The 16,114-nt window shown below is 36.7% G+C and carries 10 protein-coding genes; 4 read left to right on the top strand and 6 right to left on the bottom strand.

Annotated elements, in window-relative coordinates; translation table 11 throughout:
- Window positions 1-23: 23 nt before the first annotated feature.
- The 3 genes from PU02_RS05535 to lptF are packed head-to-tail and all read right to left on the bottom strand — an operon-like array spanning window position 24 to window position 4,648.
- Window positions 24-2,318: an LPS-assembly protein LptD gene (locus tag PU02_RS05535; protein WP_053944682.1), complete on the bottom strand. Its 2,295-nt coding sequence runs from the start codon at window positions 2,316-2,318 to the stop codon at window positions 24-26.
- 51 nt (window positions 2,319-2,369) lie between these two features.
- On the bottom strand, window positions 2,370-3,461 hold the full coding sequence (locus PU02_RS05530; RefSeq protein ID WP_053944434.1) for an LptF/LptG family permease: 1,092 nt from the start codon (window positions 3,459-3,461) through the stop codon (window positions 2,370-2,372).
- Entirely contained in the window at window positions 3,458-4,648 is a 1,191-nt protein-coding gene (gene lptF, locus PU02_RS05525; protein ID WP_053944433.1) for an LPS export ABC transporter permease LptF, read from the bottom strand. Before lptF ends, PU02_RS05530 begins: the two co-directional genes overlap by 4 nt.
- A 356-nt stretch (window positions 4,649-5,004) precedes the next feature.
- Between lptF and PU02_RS05520 the strand changes: the two genes are divergently transcribed.
- The 3 genes from PU02_RS05520 (at window position 5,005) to ndk (ending at window position 10,144) form a co-directional block, all read left to right on the top strand.
- Complete coding sequence (locus PU02_RS05520; protein WP_053944432.1) at window positions 5,005-5,454, top strand: DNA polymerase III subunit chi; 450 nt, start codon at window positions 5,005-5,007, stop codon at window positions 5,452-5,454.
- A gap of 1,173 nt (window positions 5,455-6,627) precedes the next feature.
- Window positions 6,628-9,375 carry an autotransporter outer membrane beta-barrel domain-containing protein gene (locus tag PU02_RS05515; RefSeq protein WP_082311416.1) on the top strand — a complete coding sequence of 916 codons (2,748 nt, stop codon included), beginning with the start codon at window positions 6,628-6,630 and terminating at the stop codon, window positions 9,373-9,375.
- A 346-nt stretch (window positions 9,376-9,721) separates the two neighbouring features.
- Entirely contained in the window at window positions 9,722-10,144 is a 423-nt protein-coding gene (ndk, locus tag PU02_RS05510) for a nucleoside-diphosphate kinase (protein WP_053944430.1), read from the top strand.
- A 421-nt stretch (window positions 10,145-10,565) separates the two neighbouring features.
- Here ndk and pgsA read toward each other — a convergent pair whose 3' ends face one another.
- The 3 genes from pgsA to PU02_RS05495 form a co-directional block, all read right to left on the bottom strand.
- Window positions 10,566-11,147 carry a CDP-diacylglycerol--glycerol-3-phosphate 3-phosphatidyltransferase gene (gene pgsA, locus PU02_RS05505; RefSeq protein WP_053944681.1) on the bottom strand — a complete coding sequence of 194 codons (582 nt, stop codon included), beginning with the start codon at window positions 11,145-11,147 and terminating at the stop codon, window positions 10,566-10,568.
- Window positions 11,148-11,217: 70 nt separating this feature from the next.
- Entirely contained in the window at window positions 11,218-13,203 is a 1,986-nt protein-coding gene (gene uvrC, locus PU02_RS05500; RefSeq protein WP_053944429.1) for an excinuclease ABC subunit UvrC, read from the bottom strand.
- A gap of 332 nt (window positions 13,204-13,535) precedes the next feature.
- Entirely contained in the window at window positions 13,536-14,396 is an 861-nt protein-coding gene (locus tag PU02_RS05495) for a 23S rRNA (adenine(2030)-N(6))-methyltransferase RlmJ (protein WP_053944428.1), read from the bottom strand.
- 601 nt (window positions 14,397-14,997) lie between these two features.
- Between PU02_RS05495 and nagZ the strand changes: the two genes are divergently transcribed.
- Window positions 14,998-16,020 (top strand): beta-N-acetylhexosaminidase, encoded by a 1,023-nt coding sequence (gene nagZ / locus PU02_RS05490; protein ID WP_053944427.1) that lies wholly within the window; start codon window positions 14,998-15,000, stop codon window positions 16,018-16,020.
- The last annotated feature ends 94 nt before the right edge of the window (window positions 16,021-16,114 follow it).

The raw sequence follows: 16,114 nt of genomic DNA, 5'->3' as shown, positions 1-16,114 counted from the left end.
GGGATATTTATATATTCCTTCCATCAGTTTAGTTGCATTTTCTCACCAATATCTGAAATTGTACGCAGTGAAAGAGAAAGGTTGAAATTTTTAAGATGTTTTGAGGTATGTGGACTTATCTCCTGCTGATAACCAAATGCTATTTTGAAGCATTCGTCTTCGTAATTTAAATTTATCCCCTGTTTTACAAACTTTTTGAAGGCCAAATCATAACCACTTCTACCACCGATAGACCAGTTATCAGATAATTTTATGCTCGTTTGAAAAGAAATTTCTTGTCGATTTTGTACATATTTATCAGCTAGATAAGCATATTGTACAGCTAATTTAAAGTTTAACCACCTTTGTGACGCTTCTATTCCACTGTGATTGATTTTTCCTGTTTTTTGGTCAAAACGCCCACGAGATGTTATGGAGAAACCGCTATTGTGGTTTACATTAAGCATGGCGACATAGTCAGAGTTAGCTGTTTCGAGGCCAGAAATAGGATCTTTTCCTGTAAAAGGGTTTTTTCCAGCAAGATGAAGTGATTGACCGATGAGGCTATAAAATGACCAATTGTTATTAAAGCTTCCAGAATACCGTAAGCCTATATTTGTTCTTGTCCCTCCTTCAATACGATCATATCCAGGAAATTTATTACGTTGAAATAGGGTTGTTGCATCAAATATGAAGTTTTGCGCATCTTCGTTTGGTAAGTATTCGGTGTAGTGTTCATTATTGCGCACGAAAATCTGGACTATTGGTTCTAAAATTTGTGAGGAAATTTTAGAAGTTATGAGAAGAGGATAACGTAATTCTAAACCCACCGTCGCTACACTATGGATTGCAGATGAGGCAGTATCCAATTTTATTGAAGAGCTATCAGTAGCATATGTGGTATTATTGTTATGAGTATTGAATGTGATTGCGTTTGTACGTAGGGCAAGAGTAGGCGCTATAATTAGTCCGTTCGGGGTATTAAAACGTTTTTTCCACTCTAACTCTCCTGTCAAAAGGAAATTGTTTCCAGATATTTCAGAGGTTTTTGTGGTATTAGGGGAATGATTTTGCCAGTTGTCTCCCGTAACATAGGTGTGATTACGATAGATTGAGCGCATATGGCCATGAAAGCTAATCTCCCCAGTGTAAATTGGTTCATCAGCTGTCCAAAAATATTCAACACGGGGTAGTATCCATGCTTGTGGAAAATGGCGCCTGTTTATTATATCATTGGACAAGGAGTTTTGGATTTGAAAATGATAAAAACGTGCATCAAAGTAATTTTTACCTGCTAAGCCATTTAGGTAAATTTGAGAAAGTTGCACAGGGTCATTGTAGTCTGTGAGTTTGTATGTACGACTAAAGTTTTGGTCTGATTGTGCAAGGATATCCCAACCGTAGGTCCAGTGTGAATTAATACGAAAACCACCTTTCGTTGCCAGCATATAGCGATGAACTTTTTTAGAATCGATCGTATTATCATCAAAGAGATGAGGATTTATCTGGTACATATGGGCAAAGCGGACGTTGTAAGAGCCTGTTTCAAACTGTTGATGCCATTCACCTTCGGTTAAAAGTCCCTGTTTCATGTAGATGGTTGAGGATAGAGTAAAATCGTAATTAGGAGACAGATTCCAAAAATAAGAATTCGTTATACCCATGCCAAGGTTATTGTTGTAGGAAAAATGGGGGATTAGGAAGCCGCTGGCACGTTTTACAGTTGGATCCGGGAGTTCAAAAATTGGAAATGAGATAATAGGTTTTCCAAAGAGTTCAAAGTGGCCACCCTCGAAGCGGATTGTTTTATTCTCATTATTCCAGATGATTTTTTTTGCTTTAATTTGCCATAGAGCTTCTTTACTTGATGTATCGTGGCACGGTTTACAAGCTGTATATATAGCATCATTAAAGATTATTATTTGGTCATTCTGTCTTCTTGCATTAGCGGCGGCGAAATAAGTATTGTTGATTGTTTCTATACGTAGGGCATTTATAAAACCGTCACCAAAATTTTTGGTCATGTCAATTCTGCTAGAATAGATTTTATTTCCGTTTTTTTGAGTGATTTCAACATTTCCTTCTGCCACAACTTGTCCTGTTTTTTGGTTATAAGTAACTTTTTGGGCAGTAGCTTTGTTGCCATCGTATTCTATCTGAACATTTCCTTGTGCAGAGACGGTATAAGCACTGTGGTTATAAATGAGTTCATCGGCAGAGAGTAGAAAAGAGTCCTTTGAGTCTAATTTTCCACTAAAAGTAGCCGAGCTTTGTGCTTGTACAGGATATAGTAAAGATAGGCTTAAAACAAAGAAAAGAATATGGCTTAACGAAATCATATTCAGTGTTTTCAGAATTATTTTATGAAATGTTGGTATTAATAACGCCACTTATCCATCCTCTTTATGAAGTAAAAAGGAGACACCTAAAAATAGCGCAATGATAACGGGTATCCAAGCTGCAATGATTGGTTGAATATATCCAGCATTACCAAAATTTCGAACCAGGACGGAAATGACATATAGCACAAATCCAGAGATAATACCACCAAGAATTAATTGTCCAGATTGTTCCAAACGGGTAAATTTTAGTGATACGGTTGCTGCAATGAAAGTCATGGCTATGAGCAGTGCAGGTAACGCGATGAGCGATTGTAAATGCATATCAAATTTATTTGAAGAATATCCAAGAGATCGGGCAGTCATAATTTTTTTAGGTAATTCATAAAATGGGATTGTCATGGGATCAGCCAGATATTCTGTTAAAAATTCCGGTTTCAGATTTGTTTTTATTTGAGACTTAGCAAATTTTTCAGGGGGGTAGCCAGTTCTGTAAATCGTCCCGTCAGTTAATATCCAGAAATCGTTAGCGAGTGTTGCTCTCTTAGTATAAATCCAATTTTTGATAGTTGCATCTTCATTGTATTGTACAAATGTTGCTTCAATGAGGGAAGGTTCTTTATCTAAAATTACTCTTGCACCAATTGTTGTTGTTTCTGATCCTGTGCGATGTGTTAACCACGGAATACGATGATTTTCGGTGGAAATTTGGACATTATTGTTTTGCCACGCAGTGGTTATTTGCTTTGCTTTGGAATGTCCCCATGCTGCAAGTGGGTTAAGGAGGAAAATTGAAAATAAGCCAAAGAGGAAGGCACCAAAGCAAGCAGGTATGAGAAATTGCCATGCAGAAATACCGATTGAACGAGCTATAACAAGCTCAAATTTTTTGTTTAGTGAGATAAGCATAATCATTGCAGAGGATAGAGCAATAAAAGGGAGTATTTGCTGTACGATGGGGAGAACACGCAAAGCTGAGAGAAGAAGAGCTCCCTTTATTGTATAGTGAGGAAACGAAGCTAGTTTACTAGAATTTTCTGTAAAATCGATTAAAAAAATGAGTATAATAATGCCTAATAAAAGGTAGCAAGTTGCTTTGAGATAACACATGAAAAAATACCGTCCAAGTGTCCATCCAATCATGATATATTATCCGATGAAGATTGTGATTTGTGATATTCAAATTTGCTTATCACTTTTTGGAAAATTGTTTGAATAAGATTGTCATATTTCACAAAAATATTTGTTTTGTAGTCAAATAATAGTCCCCCAAATAAGAACATGCTCATCCCAATGGGCACTGCATAGAGAAGAGGGATGTAGGCAGGGTTATGCTTTATTTTTTCAATAAAAAAATATTCCATCCAATAAATTAATAAAGAAATGGTAATTGCAGAAAATGTTGCAGGTATACGCATTTGCCGATGTGAATATGCATTGCCTGCTATGATTACCGAAACAAGTGTAAAAACAACAGGATAAAACCATTCTATGAGTCTTCGGTGAAGTTCAGCTTTATATTTAAGGGGAGCAAGCTGGTAAGAAGGGTCATCAGGAGTCGGGTTCAATAGGTAAGAAAGAGGTCTGTCTTTGGGATAAATTGTAGGTATTCCCTTATCGGAAATGAATTCATTGAGGTTGAAAGTATAAGAGCTAAATTTAATAATAGAAACACTACTATTTTGATGGTTAAGTTGTTTCATTTCACCGTCATTAAGAACTAAAAAATTACCATTTTTGTTATTAACGATTGCTCCTTTCACCGCATAATAAAGAAGGTCGATTTTAGGGTCACGCTGATCAGCTATAAATAAGCGTCCGATGGTGCCATCTGGGTGGCGTTCGCCTATTTCCAGGTAAAGGTTATTAGTTAATTTTTGAAAAGTTCCTTCAGTAATGAAAAAATTAATAAGGTCAGAATGAGCATTAGCTATCATTTGCCTCATGTGAAGTCGCGCCTGAGGTGCTATAAAATTGGTTGTAAAAAAAGATACGCATGAAACAATAATAGCAAGAGAAAGTATAGGTTTCCAAATGATGCTCTGGGGAAGACCGGAAGTGCTTATAATCGTTAATTCTGAATCTTGGTTCATTGTGGAGAGGACAGTAGTTATTGCAATCACTAGCGCAAATGGGATGACAAGAGCAATGACAGAGGGGATTAATAAGGATGAAAAATGTAAAGTTGTTAAGAATGTCTGTTTACTTGTTGTGAGAAAATCGATGCGTGTAAGTATTTGCACCGTCCACATGATGCCAATTGCTGCAGTCATTACAAAGATGAATGAAATAAAAATACGTTTCAGGATGTACAATTCAAGAATATGCATAGCTGGATAACACCCTTAATTAAAAGCTTTAAAATAGATGGTATCTATAATATGTAAAGCTTAACTACCATGACTCTTCCTCAAGAATCTTTCAGATATTTGTGTGTGCTTTTTTTACGAAAGAGAAAAGGCATTTAATGCACTCTATCTTATTTTGCCATACGTCATATGCTATATTCAAGTATAGAGTAGTGAATAATCTTAGATAATACAGTATGTTACTCCATTATTTTAAATTAATGTTTACTGCATATTACAGACATGTAATAGTGAGAATTATAGAGGGAAGTTATTTCTTTTCCTGTCGGAAATAAAAAAGATATTATTCTTTATGGTGATAGGGTAGTGCAATTGAGATGGTTGATATTCTTTTTTATCATTTAATGTATTCGACATTGGAAGATGTTTTGCCGGTTCTTGTAGAGCGTTCCCTCACGCGCTTTGGTAAAGCAACAATACAGTGTGTAAGCAAAGAACAATGCGATGCTCTTGATGCATATCTATGGGTTTATACTGATGATTCATTTATTGGACATGGAACTGAAGGCGATTCTCATCCAAGTTTTCAACCGGTGTTTCTTACTACAGGACATGAAAATCCAAATGATTCAAAGATACGTTTTCTTGTAGAAGGTGCTGTCTGTTCCAATATTAATTTTTATCAGCGGCTTGTAATTATGTTTGATGGCCATGATGATGTACAGTTGAATTTGGCTCGTGTGCAATGGAAAGCCTATAAGGCTCAAAATCATGATGTGACTTATTGGCAGCAGACTGAAGATCGTCGTTGGGAGAAGAAAGTTTAATGCTTGCAGATGCTTGAGATTTTAGTTTTTGTAAATTGTTATGAAAATGATGGATTTATGGTTCGTTGTTGCGGAAGATTTTAGAGTTTGGGAAGTTTTTGCTGTAATTTTTTTAAGATTGGAAATAGTGTTGTCAGGAATTAAAGGATTTTTTCAGTGATTGATAAGGTTCTTTTGAGTATTTTGGCTGTAATATCATCTTTTTTTGTGTTGCATGGTTAGGAGAAACGCATGTTTTGTCGCAATTATTCCCGATTTCTTACTTGAACATAATTGTTGATATTCTATTCTTTCTTTTTTGTGCATTATTTTCTGGGTTATTATGGTGGAAAGTACCAAGGCCCATATCTTTAAAAATAAAATTGATCATGTGCTTATTACTGGTCTTTATTTTATTTTTTATCGCATTGTAGTTGAATATTTTCACATACATAAAGTTCATCAAAAAAATTAAATAAGATGGAAGGAAGAAGGGGGACTGTAGCCTGATATGTGGTGATATTGATGTTTTACATCGGATAGCATGAGGGCTGCATTTATATCATTTACTAAAGTGATGGTTGTAGGAGGGGGCGTGTCCGATTATTTTTGTAATATTATAATAAAAGCGAAAAGCCTTAAATAAGCTGTCATCTTATTCCTGAGATTGCAAATAGATGATGTACATCACGGGATACAATATTATCTGTAATTCGGTGGTAATAATTTTTTACCGTTCAATGCGGAAACTGCAGTGTTTTTTTCTCATTTGCATTTACCTGAAAGAGAAAACGAATCTCTATAAGGTAATTTTTTTGCGAGTATAGCAGTGAAATTGTGTATTTTCCTTTACATAGCAACAATGTAGTTACTCAAAAGATAAATTTACAACAAATGTAATAATCTATCTTTTATAAAAACGATATTACCTTTACTATACACCATTATTTCAGCTTTCACGAAAAAGAAGACGGTGGCAGAAATGTTAGATATTCAACTGCTAAAGTAAAAATTGTTATTTAAGATTTTGGCAAAAGGCCAAATTATTGACGATTATACTAACCGATATTATCTATTCCAAAAACAGCAAAGATAACTCCGAACAGCATCTTGATTCATTTGCTGATTTATTTAAATTTACATGGGTTGAAATTTCGATAAGCAGAACTACATATAGCAAATGTTTCTTTAGGCATGAACGGTAAGGATGAAGTTATGAAATATAAGTGGAAGTTGAGTTATTGGGCATTGATGATTAGTAGTTGCCTTGTACACCCTATTAGTGTTAATGCGACTTATTCTGGTGCACTTGGTGGTCTTTCAGGGGAGAGGAGTCCTGTAACAGTAGGGGGGGTGAATTCTGTAGATATAGAATGGAGTGAAGATACTTTAAGGGAAGTGCCGTCCTTTGTACCCGCAGAAATAAATATACCAGTATCAATGGAGCTTGATGGGTATCCAATAAGGGATGAAACTGAAGCGGTACCTTATCCAGGAATGTACGGTATAACAGGAGGGAGTGGGATTTCTACGCTAAGGGGTGAAGAAGGGGTAACAATATCATCTTGTAATTTTGGCAACAGTCAAAGAAATTCTGATGGTAATAAATATACCTGTGTAATAGAGGAGACAGATGAGGTGGTAGAAGTTGATAAGTCTGGAGATCGCACCGTCATTAAGCCTCATGGTAAACTAAGTTCTTTTGGGGAATCGTATAGAGTAAACAACGCACATATTCTCATTGAAAAGGGAAGAGAGTTGCGTGATTCTATCCTTGTTTCTGGCCAACAAGCTGAGATAACTGCTGATGCTGGAAATGATGCTCCAGGGCTCTCTTCAGATAACGTAGTTAAATCTGGCGGCGAAATTCACGTTAGAGGTGGTGTTAGTAAAAAGACTATGATTGAGGATGGTGGAATTGAGCTTGTTGAAGCTGGTAATGGCAAGCGCGGCACTTCTGAAAATGCCACTGTAAAGTTAGGTGGATTACAAAAAATTGACAATGGAGGGCAGTCAACGGGCACCGTAATTCACGGTGGTAAGCAGATTGTGACCGGGAAAGCCGGGAAAGATGACACCATTAAAGATGATACTCAAGATAGTTTTGCCGGTGCCAGTAGGGCTTACGATACGAAAATTTATGGTGATGGCGATACAGAAGAAAAGCGGGGAGAACAAAAAGTATATGATGGAGCGGTAGCTTATAATACCAAAATATTTGAAGGTGGATCACAGCATATTACCAAGTCTTCTGCAGAAGAAAAAGTTGGAGGAACTGCTGTAGATACTGAAGTTTTTAGTGGTGGTAGGCAGTATGTTTCAGCAGGAGGATCCGCCATCAAAGTAGTTTTACATGGTGATGCTGCTCAGGGAGTGTATACTGGAGGATATGTAAAAGATTTAACCGTTAATGATCGAGCAAGATCATGGGTAAATTTTGGCGCAGTATTGGATGGAAGGGTAGAAATTAAGGATCAGGGAGCTATCCATTTAGAGGCAGGAGAAGGTAAGAACCGTACCAAAGTAGATGATCTCATTTTGTCAGGAAAAGATACGTTATTATTTGCTGTTGGCGCAGGGAAAAATGGCAATAGTACGTTGATTAAGAAGTTAAGCGGTAATGGAACCGTGCGTTTTACTTTTAAGGAAGATGGGCCATATTTCTCTCAGCTGCATATCGATGAACTTCTAGGAAGCTTAGATTTTGAATTTAATACCTCTATAGCAGAAGGTAACGGTGATTATCTTTTCATCGAAAAGGGAGCAGGTGATCATAGGGTGGTAGTTTATGATTCTGGTGTTGAAATCACAGATCCTCTCTCAAAAAAGCATGATTTAATCACTGATAAAAGCAAAGGTGCCAATTTTACATTAACAAAACTCTCAGGTGAAAAAATTAATGCTGTTGATGGTGGGGTGTATATGTACAGCCTCTATGACAGAGAAGATGATAATGGAAAAATTTGGTATTTAGCTACAAAAGATGACAAAGAGCCTGAGCCAGATAAGCCTAAACCCAGTCCTTCCCCGACGACTCCATCAACCGATGCGATATTATCTATGGCAGTAGTTCCAGGGCTCGTTTTTCATAATGAGTTAAATAATTTGCGAGCTGGAAAGGCATTGTTGAATAGAGATAATAAAAATAACGCTTTGTGGAGCTATTTAATCAAAGGAAAAGAGCGCATAGCTAGGGATCATATGCACTTTGATCTTGATCAGACGGGCATGATATTGGGTGCTGATCACCTGGAAGAACTGATGAGTGGAGAGTTTTACATTGGTGGTTTTGGTAGTTATGATCAGGCACATGTTACTCACGTACGTAAGGGTACCAGTAATGTAGATGTTTATAGTGCGGGAATATATGCAAGCTACTTTGATAATAAAGGATGGTATGCAGATAGTATTTTAAAGTACAATTATTACAGAAACCATCTTAATGCGATTTCAACAAATGGAGACTCGGTCCGAGGAGATTACAAGCGAAGAGCATTAGGAGGTTCCCTTGAACTAGGCTATCGTTTTCACACAGAATTCAATACTTGGGTGCAACCTTACGGTCAATTAACGTGGCTGAAAATTGAAGGTAAAGATGTTGAAATTTCAAATGGTATGATGGCCGAGATAGATTCTACTACTTCATTACGAAGTGCAGTAGGTTTGTCTGTGGGGCATGACTTTAGTGTTGGCATGAACACTCAGTTAATGAGCTATGTCACAGCATCTTGGTTGCGCGAGTATGTTGATGATAATTACGTAGTCATAAACAAAAAACATAGATTTGTTACCGATTTGTCAGGAAATATGGGCAAATTTGGAATCGGTCTGAAGGGTATGGCAAATGAGCATGTAACATTTTATGGAGAAGTTGATTACCTTAAAGGAAGTAAAAAACAGCAGTCTCTTTATGGAACTCTTGGCTTACGTTACAGCTTTTAGTTTCTAGTAAGAGACAAGAAATGTCCGGTTTTTATTATGGGCTATGTTGTTATTCTTAAATTTAGCATTCCATAATAATTAAAGGATTTTCATTTGAAAAAATACCTAACGCACTTATCCCTCCCATTTGATAAAAAATCTTTGGGAGGGTTTTTCAGAATCCTAAAGTTTTTACAAGCCGTAAACCAGCTGAGATGAAAGTATGGTGTTTTAACATCAAAGTAAGTTTTACTTGGACTATGTAGTTTTAAAAATTAGCATAAATTTTTCACTATTACTTGGCAAAGTGTCCATTACTCGTTATAAGCTGGTGAGGCAGTTTTCCAATTAAAGTGAAGGTAATCAGATGTCTGTAGAACGTACGTTTTCAATGATTAAACCAGATGCAACACGTCGTAATTTGACGGGAGCGATTACAAAGATGCTTGAAGATGCAGGGCTTCGTGTTGTCGCATCTAAGCGTGTATGGATGAGTGAGCGTGAGGCTGAGGGATTTTATGCAGTTCATAAAGAGCGCCCATTTTTTGAAGAATTAGTAGCGTCTATGTCCTCTGGTCCAACTGTTGTGCAAGTTTTGGAAGGTAAAGACGCGGTTGTTAAAAATCGTGAAGTTATGGGAGCGACGAATCCTGTGGATGCACGGGATGGGACAATTCGTAAGACGTATGCTTTATCAATTGGAGAAAATTCTGTTCACGGTTCAGACAGTTCTGAAAACGCGCAAATAGAAATAGCTTATTGGTTTTCTAATACTGAGATTGTTGGTTAACAAGTATAAAATCTTGAGTAGCTTTTTGAAGTTTTTTGTAAAGATATAAGTTGTTAAAAATGCGTGTAAGTGGCATATCTTAGTGGGGTATCCTTTTTGCAATTTGGTAGCTTATAAGCTGGCTTTTTTCGCACTTAAAAGTGATATAAGCTTTTCAAAATGGTTCACTGTAAAGATGTTTGAAATGTAATAGGGGTTTCAGCGGTCTCATAAAGTCTCTTTTCAATTTCATGAGAGCAATCATAGGTAATCCTCTACCCTAGGATTACTGCTTGCTGTGTGTGTTTCTTCAATAAACTTTGAACATGCCTTATAGAATATGAAGCTCTTATTATTAATTGGGAACAAGAAATTTTTCAGAAGATATTTAGATGTTTTGAAGAACTGACTTGGATACAGTATTATTTTAGCGTCGATCAATCTATATGATGACGTGCTTAAGTCCTGCACGAAAATAGTCCCATCCTGTCCATAAAGTGAGAAGAGCAGAGATCCACAGCATGGTTATGCCAAGTTCGATAGTATATGGCATAATTTTTTCACCAGCTGGACCTGCTAAGAGGAGTACTATAGCAATCATTTGTACAAAGGTTTTCCATTTGGCGAGACGAGAGACAGGAACGCTAACTTTCAATTCAGCTAAATATTCACGTAATCCAGATACAAGAATCTCACGACATAAAATAATAATTGCAGCCCAAAGAGTCCACCCAGCGATAGTGCTATCTGCTGCAAGCAGTAGTAAGCAAGAAGATACAAGAAGTTTATCGGCAATAGGGTCTAACATACGGCCTATGTTGGATGTTTGTTTCCAAATACGAGCGAGATATCCGTCAAAAAAATCTGTTATAGATGCCATTACGAAAATAGAAACAGATATCCAACGTGCGATATCGTCTGATTGTAGCCGTCCTTCTGAAAAAAAACATGCCACTACTAGTGGAACAGCAATGATTCGTGCATAAGTTAGAATATTAGGAAAAGAGAAAGTATTATTTTTCATAGAGCTATTCTTAATTTTGCAAGATTCAACATATTGTGAACGTAACAAGGCATAGAGCATGAGACAAGTTTTATTTTTCATTAAAGTAGTTGTAAATTTTTTGCGCCATTGTAACAGAAATGTTTGCTACGTTTGAAAGGTCTTCTACAGATGCACTGGCGACAGCTTTGGCACTTCCAAAATGATTGAGTAAAGCACGCTTTCTCGTAGGACCAATATTATTGATCCTATCGAGTGGGTTTTTGAACATTTCCTTTTTTCGTTTTATTCGATGCGTTCCTATTGCAAAACGATGTGCTTCATCACGTAAACGTTGCAGAAAATAAAGAGTAGGATCACGTGGAGGTAGTGTAAATGGAGATTTTCCTTTTATAAAAAATCGTTCACGACCTGCTTCCCGCTCAATACCCTTTGCCATACCTATTACCGTGACAAAATTGTCAATTCCTAATTTACATAGCATTGTACTAGCAGCGTTTATTTGTCCCTCGCCACCATCAATGATTATGAGATCAGGCCAAACAGGGCAAGAGGATTTATCGTTTATTTTATCATTTTTACTAGGAAAACCGTGTGTTTTAATGAGACGTGAGAATCTTCTTTCGATGACTTCTCTCATCATACCTAAGTCATCTCCTCCTGAAATATTTGTTGAGCTAATGTTAAATTTACGATACTGGCTTCTAACGAATCCTGTGTGATCGGCAACAATCATTGCGCCTACTGCGTTTGTGCCCATGATATGTGAATTATCGTAAACTTCTATGCGTTGTAAAATGCCAGGAATTTGAAACGTTTTAGCAATATTATGAAATAATATTTTGTGTGTTGATATTTCAGAAAGTTTGCGTCCGAGTGCTTCATGGGCATTTGTGTAAGCATGGTTAATGAGTTTTTTGCGTTCACCTTTTTGTGGTACAGACAGAGATACTTTGTGTTTTGCTTTTAGACTTAATGCTTCTTTAAGAAGTTCTTTTTCTTCCACTTCTTCGGATAAGAGAATAAGTTTCGGAATTTGTTTATCATCATAAAACTGGGTAATAAAGCTTGCCAAAATTTCAGCACTAGAAAATTCTGCATCAGCTTTTGGAAAATAGGCTCGATTACCCCAATTTTGCCCCATACGGAAAAAATATACTTGAATACAAGCTATCTCTCCTTGTTGTACGATTGCGAAGATATCTGCTTCTTCCGTCGTATGGGCGTTAATTCCTTGATAACTTTGTATGTGGGAGAGGGCTGATAAGCGGTTACGGTAAGTTATAGCCCGTTCAAAATCAAGATTTTCTGCAGCTTGATGCATAATTTGTGCCATATGTTGTTTTATGAATTGGCTTTTTCCAGAAAGAAAATCTGTCGCTTGTTTAACAAAATCCATATAGTCATCGTTACTAATCTGATTTGTGCAAGGAGCTGAGCACCGTTTAATTTGATATAATAAACACGGGCGTGTACGATTTTCAAATGCTGAGTCTGTACAGGTTCTTAATAAGAAGGCGCGTTGCAGAGCATTAATTGTTTGTGCAACCGCTTCAGAGGAGGCAAAAGGTCCAAAATAATGTGCTTCACGTGTTGGAGCACCACGGTGTTTGTACAGAGCAGGTGCGCGGTGACCTTTAGTAATAATGATATGAGGGAAGCTTTTATTATCACGCAGCAGTACATTGAAGCGTGGTTTTAGTTTTTTGATCAGGTTGGCTTCCAGAAGGAGAGCTTCAATTTCAGTGTGTGTAACAACAAATTCCATGTGACATGTTGTACGAATCATATGAAGAATACGATTATTATGACCTTGTTCACGGGTATAGCTTGCGACGCGTTTTTTTAAGTTACGCGCTTTTCCAATGTAAAGGACGTCACCGTTTTCATTGAACATACGGTAGACACCTGGCTTATGGGGTAGCTGCTTAACAAATTTTTGTATGAGTTTTGATCCTTTAACTCTTGATTGACCTTGATGAGAATCTTCTTGATTAGTTCTGTTCCATGCGATGTCAGATGAGAAAGGTAGTTCTTTTTTTATTGAAGAATAAGGTCTATCGCTTTTGGAGATCATTTTGCCAGCCTCAAAAACATTTCAAACTTATCGAATAGTGCTAGAAGTTACAGGGAGCGTTCTATAGTTTAACTTGTAGAGTTTTGCTTTATGCATCGATTGTAAGAATTAACCTTATTTTATGAACCCCTCCAGAATGATCCGATTAAGGGCAAAAATCAAGATTACGTATTTAACTATTGTGTTATGTGTGTTACGCACATTTTTCGTTAAGGTATATGAAAAATAAGAGCTTATAATACTACATATCGGTTACTTTTTCATAGAAATGATATTTTCGTGATTTCGGTAAAACTTTAAAGTTTAATAAAAGCTTAGTGTGAGAAAGAAATTTAGTATAACAGTTCCTTACGAAGCCATTTATGGGTTATACGTGCGCTTTCGTCCTGTCCAAGACGTGTGATAAGAAGTGGGCTAAGTTTTTTTATCTCCTCTTCAAGGATGTAAGGGGGATTGATAAGGATCATGCCGCTTCCATTCATTTTAGGAAGTTCTGAACTTTTTCGGATATGCATTTCGAGCTGTAGAATTTTTGAAATTCCTGTTTCATGGAGTCTATTAAGAAAATGTTCAATTTTTTTATCATGTTTGACAGGATACCATAAAGCGTAGATTCCACCAGGAAAGCGTCGATATGCCTTAATAATTTTTTCAATAAAGCAAGAAAATTCATCGAGTTTTTCAAAAGGAGGATCAACGAGAATCATGCCACGCCGCTCCTTAGGTGGTAAATGAGAATTTAAAGAAAGCCACCCATCCAAATGGAGAATTTTTGTTTGATAGTCACCAGCAAAGTTATTTGCCAGAGTTTGATAATCTGAATTATGTAGTTCAATAGCAGTTAATCTGTCTTGTTTGCGTAATAATTTACGAATGAGCATAGGTGACCCAGGATAGAACGTGATGTTCTTTTTTCCTAGGTTAAAAATATCAATGATGTGTAACCATGGGTCGAGGAGTATTTTCGGCTCTTCAGGGATAGGAGCTAATAAAAAGCGCTTAATACCATCTTGGGATTCTTCTGTTTTACGTGCTTCTAAGGAAGAAAGATCATAAAGCCCAATTCCTGCATGTGTATCTATGACACGAAAGGCTTTATCTTTACGTTTGAGGTATTCTATGATGCGTGTGATGATGATATGCTTAAAAACATCAGCAAAATTGCCAGCATGATAAATATGCCTATAGTTCATCAGAAAATCCCATTGCTTAAATAGTTTCTTATCCAATTTTTTGAAATGCAATACAACAGTGATCAGATCAGTAAAAATTGGATGAAGTAGTAAGATTCAAATTAAACGATTGATTATAGTATCATTTATATGGGTAATATACATATTAATGAGGGGTTTCGTAGAGTTTCAAAGTGCTCTTTCATGACAAATTTTTTTATTTGGGATATGTTTTTGATTTATGGGGCATTTAGATGAAACTTTGTCACATTTAGAGATTTTTTGGTAAAAAGTTTTTTATGTACTTGGACAACGAATTAAAGTGTGATGTGTTTTGCTGAGATAGTTCAAAAAGAAGTAAAATTACGAATTGTTGAGATAAAGTTGCATTTTGCAAAAAAGTATAAAATGAGACAAAGCAGAGATTAGTTATATGTTTTGCTGAATAACTGTTGTATGCGGCGAAACGGAGCTCGTTAGCAAAAGATTACATACCATATATAGATTCTTCACACAGTATCATGACGCGTTGAATAATATGAGCACGAGGCACTTTTTCGCTAATTATGCGTATTTATCGATTAAGTAAATAGCGAGATATAGAGGGTATAAGAATTTTAAAATGAAAGCTATGGTTACTGGTATTTATGGTCCTTTTTTGAAAGATGATGAAAAGGAATTTATTGAAGAATACAAGCCTTGGGCCTTTATTCTATTTGCACGTAATATTGGCACCAGAGATGATGTGAAGAGACTTACTGCATCGTTGCGTGAAGCTAGTGGACGTGAGAATGTTTTTATTTTCATTGATCAAGAAGGAGGTAAAGTTCAGCGTTTGCATCCACCGTTAGCACCTCATTATCCAGAAGCTAGAACTATGGGAGTGCTTTATGAAAAAGATCAAGAAAAAGGATTGCGTGCTTCATGGATTATGTCACGACTTCACGCTTTTGATTTAACAAAGCTCGGTATTAACGCAAATTGTCTTCCTGTGTTAGATGTACCTATGCAAGGGGCTCATGATATTATTGGAACACGTGCTTATGCATTCAAACCAGAGATTGTAACGGCTTTAGGATTTGCAGCAGCTAGTGGGCTTTTGGATGGTGGTGTTTTACCGGTGATGAAGCATATTCCAGGGCATGGAAGGGCCTTTTCCGATACACATGTAGCGCCAGCACACGTGAATACACCACTTAATGTTTTAGAGCAGCATGATTTTGTACCTTTTAGAAACTTAGCTGATTTACCAGCAGCAATGACTGCTCATATCCTTTATGAATCTATTGACAGTAGAGTGCCTGCAACTTTGTCGAAGAGAGTTATTGATCATGTTATTCGTGAGACAATTGGTTTTGATGGTGTTTTAATATCAGATGATATATCGATGAAGGCACTTTCAGAATTTAATGTTTCAGGAGATTTTGCATATTTAACCCATCAGGTTTTTACGGCAGGATGCGACATTATTCTTCATTGTAATGGTCATTTAACTGAAATGCGTGCTATTGCCAATGCAGCACCACCTTTGACAGGAAAGGCACTCGAGCGTGTATCGAAAGCACATTCCAGGGTAAAGCGGCCCGACACTTCAGATGAAATTCTGTTGAGAGAGGAATTCTCTGAGCTTTTAATGTCCATTTAGATGCAAATACAATGTTTGAAATAGCTTGGCTCATTATGATATGCTAACTTAAAGGCAAGGGTGAGTTGAAAAGATGTTAATTTTAAGATGATGA

It is taken from the genome of Bartonella ancashensis (assembly GCF_001281405.1).
Classification (GTDB): Bacteria; Pseudomonadota; Alphaproteobacteria; order Rhizobiales; family Rhizobiaceae; genus Bartonella; species Bartonella ancashensis.
The sequence above is the reverse complement of the archived record's forward strand: the minus strand, read 5'-3'. Positions and strand labels throughout refer to the sequence as shown.

Bases quoted from the DNA above. Each gene is read 5' to 3' on its own strand.
- PU02_RS05535 (WP_053944682.1), bottom strand. From the start codon at position 2,318: ATGATTTCGTTAAGCCATATTCTTTTCTTTGTTTTAAGCCTATCTTTA.
- PU02_RS05530 (WP_053944434.1), bottom strand. From the start codon at position 3,461: ATGATTGGATGGACACTTGGACGGTATTTTTTCATGTGTTATCTCAAA.
- lptF (WP_053944433.1), bottom strand. From the start codon at position 4,648: ATGCATATTCTTGAATTGTACATCCTGAAACGTATTTTTATTTCATTC.
- PU02_RS05520 (WP_053944432.1), top strand. From the start codon at position 5,005: ATGGTTGATATTCTTTTTTATCATTTAATGTATTCGACATTGGAAGAT.
- PU02_RS05515 (WP_082311416.1), top strand. From the start codon at position 6,628: ATGAACGGTAAGGATGAAGTTATGAAATATAAGTGGAAGTTGAGTTAT.
- ndk (WP_053944430.1), top strand. From the start codon at position 9,722: ATGTCTGTAGAACGTACGTTTTCAATGATTAAACCAGATGCAACACGT.
- pgsA (WP_053944681.1), bottom strand. From the start codon at position 11,147: ATGAAAAATAATACTTTCTCTTTTCCTAATATTCTAACTTATGCACGA.
- uvrC (WP_053944429.1), bottom strand. From the start codon at position 13,203: ATGATCTCCAAAAGCGATAGACCTTATTCTTCAATAAAAAAAGAACTA.
- PU02_RS05495 (WP_053944428.1), bottom strand. From the start codon at position 14,396: ATGAACTATAGGCATATTTATCATGCTGGCAATTTTGCTGATGTTTTT.
- nagZ (WP_053944427.1), top strand. From the start codon at position 14,998: ATGAAAGCTATGGTTACTGGTATTTATGGTCCTTTTTTGAAAGATGAT.